Below are 12,933 nucleotides of genomic sequence, written 5' to 3'. Positions count from 1 at the left end.
CCGTGATGAGAAGGCGGTTACTGCATGAACTGCTCGTTGCCCACGAGCCCGATGCGGTTCGCGCCGAGCCGCTGCGCGGACGCCATGACCATGGCGACCGCGCGGTAAGGCGCCGCCTTGTCGGGCCGCAAGTGCAGTTCCGTCGGCGCGGGGTTGACGGCGACGTCGTGCAAGCGCGTCTCCAGTTGCTCGCGCGAACCCAGCGTCTCGCCATTCCATGCGATGGTGCCGTCGGCCGCGATATCGATCTGCACCACCGGCGGCGCCTGCGGTTGCGACGGCGGCGCGCCGGTCGGCATGTCCAGCTTCACCGCGTTCGTCTGGATGGGAATGGTGAGGATCAGCATGATGAGCAGGACCAGCATCACGTCGATGAGCGGTGTGGTATTGATCTCGATCATCACGTCGGGTTCGTCGGCGTTGCCGGTGGGCATCGTCATGGCCATCTCGGGTCTCCTTGTCGGTGTGGACGAATCATTGGCGCGGCGGCGGTTCGGTGATGAAGTCGACCTTGACGATGCCCGCCCGCTGGCAGGCAAACACGACCCGGCCGATGGCGGCGTAGCGCGCGTCGAGATCGCCGCGGATATGGACTTCGGGTTGCGGCGATTGCATGGCAACCGCCTTGAGTTTCTCGACGAGCGTTGCCGCGTCCGGTACGCGCCGTTCGTCCCAGAACACGTCGCCTTCTTTCGTCACGGCGAGAATCACGTTCTGCGGGGTCGTTTGCAGCGGCTGCACGGCCTCCTTGGGCAGCGTGACCGGCACGGTGTGCGAGACCACTGGAATCGTGATGAGGAAGATGATCAGCAGCACCAGCATCACGTCGACCAGTGGCGTCGTGTTGATGGACGACATGGTCTCGTCGTGCTCGGCGCCCTCGCGCGGGCCTACGGTCATGGCCATGGCTTACCCCACGCGGGTGAGGGCGGCGGCCTTGGTCGCGGCGGCGGCGCCGGCCGTGGTCGTGCCGGTCAGGAGGACGATGTGCAATTCCGTCGAAAACCCGCGCACGCGCTCCATCACCGCCTTGTTGCGGCGCACGAGCCAGTTGTAGCCGAGCACGGCGGGCACCGCGACAGCCAGGCCGATCGCGGTCATGATCAGCGCTTCGCCGACCGGCCCCGCGACCTTGTCGATGGAGGCCTGGCCCGCGATGCCGATCGCAGTCAGCGCGTGATAGATGCCCCACACCGTGCCGAACAGGCCGATGAACGGCGCGGTCGAGCCGACGGTGCCGAGAAACGCGAGGCCGTCCTGCAGGCGGCTCGAGACGGACGTGGTCGCCCGCTCGATGGCCGCCGCGACCCACTGGTTGAGGTCGACCTGTTCGACCAGCGCGCCTTCGTGATGGTCGAATGCCGCGAGACCTGTTTCGGCGATGAAGCGGAACGGGCTGCCGGTGTCCAGTTTCTTCGTGCCTTCGCTGAGACTGCCCGCTTTCCAGAAACCCGTTTCCGCTGCCTTCGCGCGGCGCAGGACACGCGCTTGCTCGAGCAGTTTCGCGACGATGATGTACCAGCTGCCCATCGACATGACGACCAGGATGAGCAGCGTGCCTCGTGCGATGAAATCCCCGCCTTTCCAGAGCGCGTCGAGACCATAGGGATTCGTCACCGTATCGGTGGCGGCGTGAGCGGCGCTGGCCGCGAGGAACAGTGCCGTCACCAGGGCGGCCTTGCGGGTACGGTTGATCATGAACGTCTCCTGAAATGCGTTGGCAAGTAGAAAAGGAACGGCTGTCGAGCGCAGCCTCAATCGAGCTTGAAAGAGAAGGGCACCTGCACGCGGACTTCCTCGCCCTGTGCGACGCAGTGGAACTGCCGCACGGCGTTTTCCGCGGCCCGGTCGAGCACGGGCGCGGCCGACTGGGTCACGCTCAGGTCCTTGACGTTGCCGTCGGTGCCGACCACGAAGGTCACGACGACGTCGCCGGTCAGGTTGTCCTTGAGCGCTTCACGCGGATAGCGAATCGCGGCGCGGACCTGCGTCGAGTTGGGACACACCACGCCGACGCTCGTCGACACCGGCGCTGCAGCGGCGGGCGGTGCAGGCGGCGCGACGGGTGCCGACGGCGCGGGCGTGGTCGACTGCGTGGTGATCGCGTTCGCAGACGGAGGTGCCGCGACGCGCACTTCCGGAGGCGGCACGAACGGCGGCGGTGGCGCGATGTGCTTCGGCGGTGGCGGGGCGATCTGCTTCGGCGGCGGTGGTGGTGGGGGCGGCGGCTTGATCTCTTCGATGATGCGCGTCTCGATCGGCTGACGAATCACGTCCACGACTTTCGTCGCGAGACCGGTAAGCAATGCATAGACGATCGCCGCATGCAATCCGATCACGAAGGCGATGCCGCCAATGCGCCGGACAGGTGGCTTGGGTTGTGCGTAGTTCATGGCCCGCGTGTCTCCTGCCTCGATATGACCTGGGAGCCACGTTAAGACCCGGGCATTTCTGGTTCATATCGGCTTTGTATCTGCGCTGACACAAAGGCCTTCTGGTGGGGCAATGGTGCGGCAGGACGCGCGAAACGAGACGGGGCGGCGAAGGCGGACGATGCTCGGCCGTGTCTCTTCGGGAAAATACCGGGCGGGTTATCCATGATGCGAATGCTCGTCAGGCGTCCCGATTTCTCCGGATGACCTTGTGGGGCAAGGTGCACGGGCAATTATTTCAACGCTGCAACAATTCGTGCAAAAAGCCCTTATATTGGCGGGCAATAATGAGTGGGGGGGACATCTCACCGCCGCAACATCGGAGACAAGACGCCGTGAACAAAGCGATTCGTATTCTCGTCGTCGACGACGACTCGCAGATTCGCAGCCTGTTGTGCGACTGCCTTGCAGACTTCGGCATGACGACCGCGCAAGCCGGCACCGGCGCGGAAATGCATCTTGCGCTCGGGGAGGGCGGCTTCGATCTCGTCGTGCTCGACCTGATGCTGCCGGACGACGACGGCCTCAATCTCTGCCGCGAGATTCGCGCGACCTCGGAGATTCCGTTGATCATCCTGACCGCGCGCGGCGAGATGACCGACCGGATCGTCGGACTGGAACTCGGCGCCGACGACTATATCGTCAAGCCGTTCGAGCCGCGTGAACTGGTCGCGCGCATCCAGACGATCCTGCGCCGCGTGCGCGCGCAAACGCAAGGCCGGACGAGAGCGCAGGAGGAAAGCCGCTTCGCAGGATGGCGGCTTCACCAGATCGGCCGCCACCTGATTGCGGCGGACAACACGGTCATTCCGTTGTCGAACGCGGAATTTCGCCTGCTCAATGCATTCCTCGCCGCGCCCGGGCGTGTACTCAGCCGCGAATACCTGATGGATACCGCGCGCGGCAAGTCGATCGACACGTTCGACCGCAGCATCGACGTGCAAATCTCACGCCTGCGTCATAAGTTGCGCGAGGACATCAAGGAGCCGCGCCTGATTCGCACGATTCGCGGGGAAGGCTACATGCTAGATGTCGGTCATCGTTAGGTGTGCGTGCTGATAATTGCAGCCATTCGCCAGCATGCGATGCAAGCAGCGCGGCGGGCTGTGTGCCGGCACCGTCCTCATCGACTCGATCAATCGCTCGCGGGTTTCCTGCCTTTGCGGCGTCGTGCCGGTTGCGACGGCGCTCGATTGGCGTCGGGCGACGGAATCCGCACCCTGTCGATCAGCGCCCGCAGCGCGCCTGAAACATGGCGATGACCGGGGTAATACAGGCACAGCCCCGGCATGACCGGGCACCAGTCGGCCAGCACGCGTTCGAGACGCCCATCGGCCAGCGCATCGTGAACGAGATGATCGGGCACGAATGCGATCCCGATGCCGTCGATCGCGGCATCGACCATCAACGGCTGGTCGGTCAGCGTGAGCGGGCCGCTGACGTTCACCGTTTCGACGACACCGCGGCGCTCGAACTCCCAGCGGTAGATCGCACCGCTATCGAAGCGAAAGCGGATGCAGTCGTGCCGATCCAGATCCTGCGGCACGCCGGGGCGGCCACGCGCAGCGAAATAGGCGGGCGACGCGACGGCGGCGAACCGCACCGGATCGGACACGCGCACCGCGATCATGTCCTGCGGCACGGCTTCGGCCAGCCGGATCCCCGCGTCGAATCCACCGGCGACGATGTCGCCGAGCCTGCCGTCGGTCACGATGTCGAGGTGGACCTGCGGGTAGTCGCGCAGGAAGCGCGCGAGCACCGGCTTCAGCACGAGGCGGATCGCCCCTTCGCTCGCGTTGATGCGCACGGTGCCGCTGGGCGTGTCGCGCATCCCGTCGACCGCGAGCATCGCCTCCGCAACCGACGAGATCGCCGGGCGGAGCTTGTCGACGAGCCGCTCGCCGGCGTCCGTCAACGACACGCTGCGTGTCGTGCGATTGAACAGGCGAACGCCCAGGCGCTGCTCGAGGCCCTTGATCGAGTGACTGATTGCCGACGGCGTGACGTCGAGCTCGATCGATGCCGCGCGAAAGCTGAGGTGCGTGGCCGCGGCAAGAAACACGTTGAGCGAGAAGAGATCGCCGGTTTTCAATTGATGAGCAGAGTTCATCTTCACGTAAAGATTGGCGAGATTGTCATGATAATGCGCCTTTTCTAGACTAGGCCCTGCGTACGGTTGAACAAGGAGCAGGCGATGAAGATGAAGGCGATCGTGATGACCGGGGCCAATCGGCCCTGGGAAGTGCAGGAAGTGCCGGTACCGGTAGCCGGGCCGGGGCAGGTGCTCGTGAAGGTGCACGCGTCCGGGATGTGCTACACGGACGTCTGGGCCACGCAGGGCTTCGGTGGCGACATTTACCCGCAGACACCCGGCCACGAGGTGGTCGGCGAAATCGTCGACGTGGGCGCGGGCGTGCATGCGCGCCGGGTGGGCGACCGGATCGGCACGACGTGGGTGCAGTCCGCGTGCGGGCGCTGCCCGTACTGCCGCGAGCATCGCCCGCTTTCCGGCCAGACGGCCGTGAACTGCGATGCGCCGCGGACCACCGGGTTCGCGTCGCAGGGCGGGCACGCGGAGTACATCGCCGTCGCGGCCGAGGGCACGGTGCTGCTGCCCGATGCGCTGGCCTATGTCGATGCCGCGCCGATGATGTGCGCGGGCTACACGACGTGGAGCGGCTTGCGCGACGCGGCGCCGCAACCGCACGAGAAGGTGGCCGTGCTCGGCATCGGCGGACTGGGGCACGTGGCGCTGCAACTGTCCCGTGCGTGCGGCTTCGAGACCATCGCGATCACGCATTCGGCCGACAAGCGCGACCTCGCCATCGGGCTGGGCGCGGACCGGGTCGTCGCAAACGGCGCGGCGCTTCGCGACCTGGGCGGCGCGGATGTCCTGCTGGTCACGACCAACGAGTTCAGTACTGCAGAGGAGGCCATGACGGGTGTGCGGGTCGACGGCCGGGTGATCCTCTGCGGGCTCGACTTCAGCAAACCGTTCTCGATCGCGTCGCAGCGCAAGCCGTTCCACATGATGCGCCAGCAGGTCATCGGCTCCACGCATGGCGGCTTGCGCTACCTGAGCGAAGTGCTGGACCTCGCCGCCAAAGGCAAGGTCAAACCGATCGTCGAGACGTTCTCGCTGGACCAGGCGACTGAAGCCTATGACCGCCTCGCGTCCGGGAAGATGCGCTTTCGCGGCGTATTCACGCCCGCGCAAGGCTACTGACGCTCAAAGGCGCCCGGGGGAGGCGGGGACGCCTCTCCCGGCAAGCGCGCGTGGCCGACTCGCCGCGCGCCGCCTCTGCCTCCGCCTCCGCACGGTGATCGGATTGGCCACATCGATCGGCCAGGCTCGCTCACGATCGACATCCCCCTGATATCGACTGCCGCCCGATCGGGCGCGGCACGCCGGCGTCGTCCGGCGCTGCCGGTCTTCGCCAGAGCGCGGCCGCGACGGGCCCCGCGAATTCCCGTCAGGCCCCGGTTCGCCCCTGGCACGGCCACACCGGGCCACCGGCTGGCGCCCGCGCGGCGGGCTTCGGCCCCCGACATGGCAAATCTGCTCACCGCGGTCGAGCGGGTTGGTCATCGACGGCTGGCCCCATATTGCCTAAATTTAAAAGATTGACGTGCCTATCCGCACGCCAGTCAGCGCGCAGGCCGGCAACCGGTCGCGCGTTCCTAATCAGCGTGAGACACAATCGAGCGTGGAGACGACACGATGAGCCTGTCAGAGCCATTGCGTCTGCATGTGCCGGAGCCCACCGGGCGCCCGGGCTGCAAGACGGACTTTTCCTATCTGCATCTATCGCCGGCCGGTGCCGTTCGCCGCCCGCCGATCGACGTAGCCGCGGCGGACACCGCCGATCTCGCCCGCAGCCTCGTGCGCGTGCTCGACGACAGCGGCAAGGCCGTCGGCCCGTGGGCACCGGATCTCGACGATGCGCGGCTGATCGCCGGCCTGCGCGCGATGCTCAAGACCCGCATTTTCGACGCGCGCATGATGATCGCGCAGCGTCAGAAGAAAATCTCCTTCTACATGTTGAGCCTCGGCGAAGAGGCGATCGGCACCGCGCACGCGATGGCGCTGCGCGACGGCGACATGTGCTTCCCGACCTACCGCCAGCAGAGCATCCTGATCGCGCGCGACGTGCCGCTCGAACGGATGATCTGCCAGCTGATGTCGAACGAAGGCGACCCGCTGAAAGGCCGCCAGCTCCCCGTGATGTATTCGGACCGCGAAGCGGGCTTCTTCTCCATCTCCGGCAACCTCGCGACGCAGTTCATCCAGGCGGTCGGCTGGGCGATGGCGTCGGCGATCAAGGGCGACACGAAGATCGCGTCCGCGTGGATCGGCGACGGCGCGACGGCCGAATCCGACTTCCACACCGCGCTCACGTTCGCGCACGTGTACCGCGCGCCGGTCGTGCTGAACGTCGTCAACAACCAGTGGGCGATCTCGACGTTCCAGGCGATCGCGGGCGGCGAAGGCACGACCTTCGCCGGTCGCGGCGTCGGCTGCGGGATCGCGTCGCTGCGCGTCGACGGCAACGACTTCCTCGCGATCTACGCGGCGTCGAGCTGGGCGGCCGAACGCGCGCGCCGCAACCTTGGCCCGACGCTGATCGAATGGGTGACCTACCGGGCGGGCGCGCACTCGACGTCGGACGATCCGACCAAGTACCGGCCGAGCGACGACTGGTCCCATTTCCCGCTCGGCGATCCGATCGAGCGCTTCAAGCGCCACCTGATCGTCAAGGGCATCTGGTCGGACAGCGCGCATGAAGCGCTGACGGCCGAGCTCGAGGCCGAGGTGATCGCCGCGCAGAAGGAAGCGGAGAAATACGGCACGCTGGCCGACGACCGGATTCCGTCGCCGGCGTCGATGTTCGACGACGTGTACAAGGAGCTGCCCGCGCACCTGCGCCGTCAGCGCCAGGAACTGGGAGCGTGATCATGGCGCAACAAGAGACAGGCACGGCAACGCAGCCGATGACGATGATCCAGGCGCTGCGCTCGGCGATGGACGTGATGCTCGGGCGCGACAGCGACGTGGTCGTGTTCGGGCAGGACGTCGGCTATTTCGGCGGCGTGTTCCGCTGTACCGAAGGACTGCAGAACAAATACGGCAAGTCGCGCGTGTTCGATGCGCCGATCTCGGAAAGCGGGATCGTCGGCGCGGCGGTGGGGATGGGCGCATACGGGCTGCGCCCGGTGTGCGAGATCCAGTTCGCCGACTATTTCTATCCGGCATCCGACCAGATCGTGTCGGAAGGCGCGCGGCTGCGCTATCGCTCGGCCGGCCAGTTCATCGCGCCGATGACGATCCGCATGCCCTGCGGCGGCGGCATCTACGGCGGCCAGACGCACAGCCAGAGCCCGGAGGCGATGTTCACGCAGGTGTGCGGGCTGCGCACGGTGATGCCGTCGAATCCGTACGACGCGAAGGGGTTGCTGATCGCATCGATCGAGAACGACGATCCGGTGATCTTCCTCGAACCGAAACGGCTGTACAACGGGCCATTCGACGGCCATCACGACCGGCCGGTCACGTCGTGGCTCAAGCATCCGGCCAGCGCGGTGCCCGAGGGCTACTACACGGTGCCGCTCGATACGGCCGCCGTGGTGCGGCCCGGCAACGACGTGACGGTGCTGACCTACGGCACGACGGTACACGTGTCGCTCGCCGCGGCCGAGGAGACGGGCATCGATGCGGAGGTGATCGACCTGCGCACGCTGTGGCCGCTCGACCTCGACACGATCGTCGCGTCGGTGCGCAAGACCGGCCGCTGCGTCGTGGTGCACGAGGCGACGCGCACCTGCGGCTACGGTGCGGAACTGGTGTCGCTGGTCCAGGAACATTGCTTCTACCACCTCGAGGCGCCGGTCGAGCGCACGACGGGCTGGGATACGCCGTACCCGCATGCGCAGGAGTGGGCGTACTTTCCGGGCCCGGCCCGGGTCGGTGAAGCGTTGCGACGCGTGATGGAGGCGTGAGATGGGGATTCATGTCATCAAGATGCCGGATATCGGCGAAGGGATTGCCGAGGTCGAGCTGGTGGCCTGGCACGTGGAAGTCGGGCAGACGATCAAGGAAGACCAGCCGCTCGCCGATGTGATGACCGACAAGGCGGCGGTCGAGATTCCGTCGCCCGTGACGGGCAAGGTGATCGAGCTCGGCGGCCGGATCGGCGAGATGATGGCGGTCGGCAGCGAGCTGATCCGCCTCGAGGTCGAAGGCGACGGCAACTTGAAGGCCGGCGCACCGGTGCGAGAATCAAAGGTAGAAACCGCACCGGTCGCGGCAGCGGCAGCGGCGTCGAAGGCGGTGGCCGACGCGCCGGCGGAATCGTCCGCCAAGCCGGCGACGAAGCACGCACCGGCGGAGCCGCGTCGCGCGAAGCATGCCGAGCATGCTGAGCGCGTCGAGTCGCCGCGCGCGGCGCTCGCGCCGGGTGAACGGCCGCTCGCGTCGCCGGCCGTGCGCCAGCGCGCGTGGGACATGGGCGTCGAGCTGCGCTACGTGCGCGGCACCGGTGAGGCCGGGCGGATCCTGCACGCGGATCTCGATGCGTATGCAGGATCCGGCAGCGGGGCGGCGCGCGGATCGCGTGGCGCGCATGCGCACGGCTACGCCGAACGCAACGATGAAACCGAAGTGCCGGTGATCGGCTTGCGGCGAGCGATCGCGCGCAAGATGCAGGAAGCGAAGCGCCGCATTCCGCACTTCAGCTACGTCGAGGAGATCGACGTCACCGAGCTCGAATCGCTGCGTACGGATCTGAACCGCCGCTACGGCGACACGCGCGGCAAGCTCACGCCGCTGCCGCTGCTGATCCGCGCGATGGTGATCGCGTTGCGCGACTTCCCGCAGATCAACGCGCGTTTCGACGACGAAGCGGGTGTCGTCACGCGCTACGGCGCGGTGCACATGGGCGTCGCGACGCAGACGGACGGCGGCCTCACGGTGCCCGTGCTGCGTCACGCCGAAGCGCGCGACGTGTGGTCGATCTCCGCCGAGATCGCGCGGCTTGCCGATGCGGTGCGTACGAACCGCGCGCAGCGCGACGAGCTGAGCGGCTCGACGATCACGATCTCGAGCCTCGGTGCGCTCGGCGGCATCGTGTCGACGCCGGTCATCAATCATCCGGAAGTCGGCATCGTCGGCGTGAACCGGATCGTCGAGCGGCCGATGATCCGCGACGGTGCGGTCGTCGCGCGCAAGATGATGAACCTGTCGTCGTCGTTCGACCATCGCGTCGTCGACGGTGCGGACGCGGCCGAATTCATCCAGGCCGTGCGCGCGGTGCTCGAGCGCCCGGCACTGCTGTTCGTGGAGTGACAACGCAATGAAGAACGAACACACCACGCTGCTCGTGATCGGCGGCGGCCCGGGCGGCTACGTCGCCGCGATTCGCGCCGGCCAGCTCGGCATTCCGACCGTGCTCGTCGAGCGCGACCGGCTCGGCGGCACGTGCCTGAACATCGGCTGCATTCCGTCGAAGGCGCTGATTCACGTGGCCGACGCATTCGAACAGGCCCGCGGCCACGCGGGCGAGGGCGTGCTCGGGATCCGCGTGCGCACGCCGGAGATCGACGTCGCGAAGAGCGTTGCCTGGAAGGACGGCATCGTCGACCGGCTGACGCGCGGTGTCGGCGCACTGCTCAAGAAGAACGGCGTGCGCGTGCTGCACGGCGATGCGCAGGTGGTCGACGGCAAGACCGTCGACGTCGTCGCCGGCGGCCACACGACGCGCATCAGCTGCGAGCACCTGTTGCTCGCGACGGGTTCCGAGCCGGTCGCGCTGCCGTCGATGCCGTTCGGCGGGCATGTCGTGTCGTCCACCGAGGCGCTGTCGCCCGCGACGTTGCCGAAGCGGCTGGTCGTCGTCGGGGCCGGGTATATCGGGCTCGAACTCGGGATCGTCTATCGCAAGCTCGGCGTCGACGTGAGCGTCGTCGAAGCGGCGGAGCGCGTGTTGCCCGCGTACGATGCCGAACTCGCGCGGCCGGTCGCCGATTCGCTCGCGCGGCTGGGCGTGCGGCTGTTGCTCGGCCACAAGGTGCTCGGGCTCGGGGAACACGGCGCGGTGCGCGTGCAGGCTGCCGACGGCGCGGAGCAGACGCTGCAGGCCGATCGCGTGCTGGTCGCGGTGGGGCGCCGGCCGCGGGTCGACGGCTTCGGGCTCGAGTCGCTGCCGCTCGATCGCAACGGTCGCGCGCTGTGGATCGACGACGAATGCCGGACCTCGATGCGCAACGTCTGGGCGATCGGCGACGTTGCCGGCGAGCCGATGCTCGCGCATCGTGCGATGGCGCAGGGCGAAATGGTGGCCGAGCTGATCGCCGGCAAGCGCCGCAAGTTCATGCCCGCGTCGATCCCGGCCGTGTGCTTCACCGATCCGGAAATCGTCACGGCCGGCTGGTCGCCCGACGACGCGCGTGCGGCCGAGGTCGACTGCGTGAGCGCGTCGTTCCCGTTCGCGGCGAACGGGCGCGCGATGACGCTGCAGGCGACCGACGGCTTCGTGCGTGTGGTTGCGCGGCGCGACAACCATCTGATCGTCGGCTGGCAGGCGGTCGGGCGCGGCGTGTCGGAGCTGGCCGCGGCGTTCTCGCAGTCGCTGGAGATGGGCGCGCGGCTGGAGGACATCGGCGGCACGATCCATGCGCACCCGACGCTCGGCGAGGCGCTGCAGGAAGCCGCGCTGCGCGCGCTCGGGCATGCGTTGCACGTGTGACGGGCGAGCCCCCTGAAAAAGAGCCGCGGATTCGCAACGTGCGTGTCCGCGGCGATTTTTACGCCAGGTAGACGGCAGACACGTTCATTCGATATCCGGCACGATGCAATGCCGGCGCTCCGGGGTTTCGCCTATTCCTCCATATCGAGTTGAGCGTCGTCCGTCCTGCTGCGGCCGGCGGACGCCGCCCGCATCCTCAATTCCCGCGGCGTGACGCCGAAGTGCCGCCGGATCGCGGTCGACAGGTAGCTTTGCGTGCCGAATCCGCAGTCCAGCGCGATCGACAGGATGCTGTCCGACGTATGTTCGAGCAGATGGCGCGCGCGTTCCAGCCGCCGCTCGATGACGTATTGCGCCGGCGTACGGGAAAACTGCATCCTGAATGCGTCGATGGTTGCACGCTCGCTCATGCCAACCAGTCGGCAGAGGTCGGCCGTGTCGATCCGGCTTTCCAGCGACGCATCGATGAACCGGTTGATCGTCTGTGCGCACAGCGGCGCGCTGGCGGCGTCGGCTGTCGACGGTTGATCGGCGGCGTGCGGGTTTCTCCGGTAGGTGGCGCCGGGCGGTTCGCCGAAGCGACGGTAGTACTCGCGAATGAAGCGCGCCGTGATCGAGAATCCATGCGCATGCAATGTCGCATCGAAATCCGGCCCGTCGCCTCGCGCGAGCGCGCGGTTCACGTGGCGAAAGCGCGCTTCGTTGCGCAGCTCGGTCGATGACCGGCCTGTCAGGCGGCGGATGCCGTGCTCCAGCGCCTCGGTCGCGCAACCGAGCACGTGCGCGATCGCGCCGAGCGTTTTCCACCGCAGCGGCGCGTCCTCGAGCATGTGGATTGCCATGCGCGTCTGGTGTTCGGGCGTGCAATGGTCGCGGTCGAACAGCGCGCCGTGGTTGTTCGCGTGGCCGGCTACCATGATCTTCAGCATGTGTTCGAGCAACGCGTCGGCGGCGACGCCGGGAATGGGCGACATCCTGATCAACCGGCGCAGGCAGCCGGCCGCGGCATTCCATTGCATCCGCAGCTCGGGCGAGACCGGTGTCAGCACGAACTCGACCGGCTCGAGCCCTGGCCGGCCAATCCATTGTGCGAGAAAGCGGTTGACCCGGTCCGCATCGATGATGACCGACAGATGGCCGAATCCTTCGCCACCCGTCGTGCAGAACGAGTGGCCAGTCGACGAAATCGGCATGACGTCACCCGTCGTGCAGGCTGCATCGTCACCGTTGCTTTCGTAACGAGCCTGGCCGCGACGGCAGGACAGGAACAGGTAGTTCGGACGCGCATCGTTCGAGCGGAAGTAAAAGGGCATCAGGTAGTCGACGTCGTAGACGCCGATGCCGTTCCATTCATGTCCCGTCATGCTGACATTCCGACGAACCGCGTGTTGCGCCGTGAACTGGTTGTCGGCATAGATCGTGCCGATGAAATCGGATACTTCGTCGGGGTCCTCGCTGTGAAACCGGTGCGTCCTGTGAAGCGGGTCGCTCATGCTGGTTTCCACTCCGAACGGATGCCGGCGCGACTCGATGCCGTCGGCGGCGTGACGGGACGCACGCAACCGGCGTGCGTGCCCACTATTGCACCTTGCCGGCGCACCGTGCTTCAAGAATTGTCAAACGGGCGGCTGCACGCGGAAGGCCCGTGTTGTCTGATGAAACACCGGGCGACGATGTCGATGTGTCCGCTCGGTCGGCTTCCGGATTTTCATTTTTCCGGTATGCATTCTTGAAAGAACCGGCACGGTCGGAACGCTAAT

12 protein-coding genes are annotated in these 12,933 nt (G+C 66.9%); 6 read left to right on the top strand and 6 right to left on the bottom strand.

Annotated features, from left to right (window positions below):
* Positions 1-17 precede the first annotated feature (17 nt).
* The 4 genes from G3O00_RS12995 to G3O00_RS12980 are packed head-to-tail and all read right to left on the bottom strand — an operon-like array spanning position 18 to position 2,393.
* Complete coding sequence (locus G3O00_RS12995) at positions 18-446, bottom strand: biopolymer transporter ExbD (protein WP_011351519.1); 429 nt, start codon at positions 444-446, stop codon at positions 18-20.
* A gap of 28 nt (positions 447-474) precedes the next feature.
* Positions 475-906, bottom strand: a complete 432-nt coding sequence (locus G3O00_RS12990) for a biopolymer transporter ExbD (RefSeq protein WP_206143173.1) — start codon at positions 904-906, stop codon at positions 475-477.
* A gap of 3 nt (positions 907-909) precedes the next feature.
* Positions 910-1,698 (bottom strand): MotA/TolQ/ExbB proton channel family protein, encoded by a 789-nt coding sequence (locus tag G3O00_RS12985; protein WP_174934918.1) that lies wholly within the window; start codon positions 1,696-1,698, stop codon positions 910-912.
* Between the two features lie 56 nt (positions 1,699-1,754).
* Positions 1,755-2,393 carry an energy transducer TonB gene (locus G3O00_RS12980; protein ID WP_206143172.1) on the bottom strand — a complete coding sequence of 213 codons (639 nt, stop codon included), beginning with the start codon at positions 2,391-2,393 and terminating at the stop codon, positions 1,755-1,757.
* A gap of 242 nt (positions 2,394-2,635) precedes the next feature.
* Between G3O00_RS12980 and G3O00_RS12975 the strand changes: the two genes are divergently transcribed.
* Positions 2,636-3,478 (top strand): response regulator transcription factor, encoded by an 843-nt coding sequence (locus G3O00_RS12975; protein ID WP_346778969.1) that lies wholly within the window; start codon positions 2,636-2,638, stop codon positions 3,476-3,478.
* Between the two features lie 89 nt (positions 3,479-3,567).
* On the opposite strand, the gene G3O00_RS12970 is transcribed toward G3O00_RS12975, so the two are convergent.
* Positions 3,568-4,542, bottom strand: a complete 975-nt coding sequence (locus G3O00_RS12970; RefSeq protein WP_206143171.1) for a LysR family transcriptional regulator — start codon at positions 4,540-4,542, stop codon at positions 3,568-3,570.
* Positions 4,543-4,626: 84 nt separating this feature from the next.
* Here G3O00_RS12970 and G3O00_RS12965 point away from each other — a divergent pair, with 84 nt between their 5' ends.
* The 5 genes from G3O00_RS12965 (at position 4,627) to lpdA (ending at position 11,173) form a co-directional block, all read left to right on the top strand.
* Positions 4,627-5,658 carry an alcohol dehydrogenase catalytic domain-containing protein gene (locus G3O00_RS12965; protein WP_206143170.1) on the top strand — a complete coding sequence of 344 codons (1,032 nt, stop codon included), beginning with the start codon at positions 4,627-4,629 and terminating at the stop codon, positions 5,656-5,658.
* 495 nt (positions 5,659-6,153) lie between these two features.
* Positions 6,154-7,386 (top strand): 3-methyl-2-oxobutanoate dehydrogenase (2-methylpropanoyl-transferring) subunit alpha, encoded by a 1,233-nt coding sequence (locus tag G3O00_RS12960; RefSeq protein WP_174934924.1) that lies wholly within the window; start codon positions 6,154-6,156, stop codon positions 7,384-7,386.
* Between the two features lie 2 nt (positions 7,387-7,388).
* Positions 7,389-8,429: an alpha-ketoacid dehydrogenase subunit beta gene (locus G3O00_RS12955; protein WP_043182180.1), complete on the top strand. Its 1,041-nt coding sequence runs from the start codon at positions 7,389-7,391 to the stop codon at positions 8,427-8,429.
* A 1-nt stretch (position 8,430) separates the two neighbouring features.
* On the top strand, positions 8,431-9,774 hold the full coding sequence (locus tag G3O00_RS12950) for a dihydrolipoamide acetyltransferase family protein (protein WP_174934926.1): 1,344 nt from the start codon (positions 8,431-8,433) through the stop codon (positions 9,772-9,774).
* A 7-nt stretch (positions 9,775-9,781) separates the two neighbouring features.
* Positions 9,782-11,173, top strand: coding sequence for a dihydrolipoyl dehydrogenase (gene lpdA / locus G3O00_RS12945; RefSeq protein WP_174934928.1), 1,392 nt, complete (start codon positions 9,782-9,784; stop codon positions 11,171-11,173).
* A gap of 131 nt (positions 11,174-11,304) precedes the next feature.
* Here the strand turns inward: lpdA and G3O00_RS12940 are convergent, their stop codons facing one another.
* Positions 11,305-12,666, bottom strand: a complete 1,362-nt coding sequence (locus G3O00_RS12940) for a helix-turn-helix domain-containing protein (RefSeq protein ID WP_206143169.1) — start codon at positions 12,664-12,666, stop codon at positions 11,305-11,307.
* Positions 12,667-12,933: the final 267 nt, after the last annotated feature.

The sequence above is a fragment of the Burkholderia sp. Ac-20384 genome, assembly GCF_017104605.1.
GTDB lineage: Bacteria > Pseudomonadota > Gammaproteobacteria > Burkholderiales > Burkholderiaceae > Burkholderia > Burkholderia lata.
The sequence above is the reverse complement of the archived record's forward strand: the minus strand, read 5'-3'. Positions and strand labels throughout refer to the sequence as shown.

What these genes read in the sequence shown, in the direction of transcription:
- G3O00_RS12995 (WP_011351519.1), bottom strand. Translation starts at nt 446, where the DNA reads ATGGCCATGACGATGCCCACCGGCAACGCCGACGAACCCGACGTGATG.
- G3O00_RS12990 (WP_206143173.1), bottom strand. Translation starts at nt 906, where the DNA reads ATGGCCATGACCGTAGGCCCGCGCGAGGGCGCCGAGCACGACGAGACC.
- G3O00_RS12985 (WP_174934918.1), bottom strand. Translation starts at nt 1,698, where the DNA reads ATGATCAACCGTACCCGCAAGGCCGCCCTGGTGACGGCACTGTTCCTC.
- G3O00_RS12980 (WP_206143172.1), bottom strand. Translation starts at nt 2,393, where the DNA reads ATGAACTACGCACAACCCAAGCCACCTGTCCGGCGCATTGGCGGCATC.
- G3O00_RS12975 (WP_346778969.1), top strand. Translation starts at nt 2,636, where the DNA reads ATGACCTTGTGGGGCAAGGTGCACGGGCAATTATTTCAACGCTGCAAC.
- G3O00_RS12970 (WP_206143171.1), bottom strand. Translation starts at nt 4,542, where the DNA reads ATGAACTCTGCTCATCAATTGAAAACCGGCGATCTCTTCTCGCTCAAC.
- G3O00_RS12965 (WP_206143170.1), top strand. Translation starts at nt 4,627, where the DNA reads ATGAAGATGAAGGCGATCGTGATGACCGGGGCCAATCGGCCCTGGGAA.
- G3O00_RS12960 (WP_174934924.1), top strand. Translation starts at nt 6,154, where the DNA reads ATGAGCCTGTCAGAGCCATTGCGTCTGCATGTGCCGGAGCCCACCGGG.
- G3O00_RS12955 (WP_043182180.1), top strand. Translation starts at nt 7,389, where the DNA reads ATGGCGCAACAAGAGACAGGCACGGCAACGCAGCCGATGACGATGATC.
- G3O00_RS12950 (WP_174934926.1), top strand. Translation starts at nt 8,431, where the DNA reads ATGGGGATTCATGTCATCAAGATGCCGGATATCGGCGAAGGGATTGCC.
- lpdA (WP_174934928.1), top strand. Translation starts at nt 9,782, where the DNA reads ATGAAGAACGAACACACCACGCTGCTCGTGATCGGCGGCGGCCCGGGC.
- G3O00_RS12940 (WP_206143169.1), bottom strand. Translation starts at nt 12,666, where the DNA reads ATGAGCGACCCGCTTCACAGGACGCACCGGTTTCACAGCGAGGACCCC.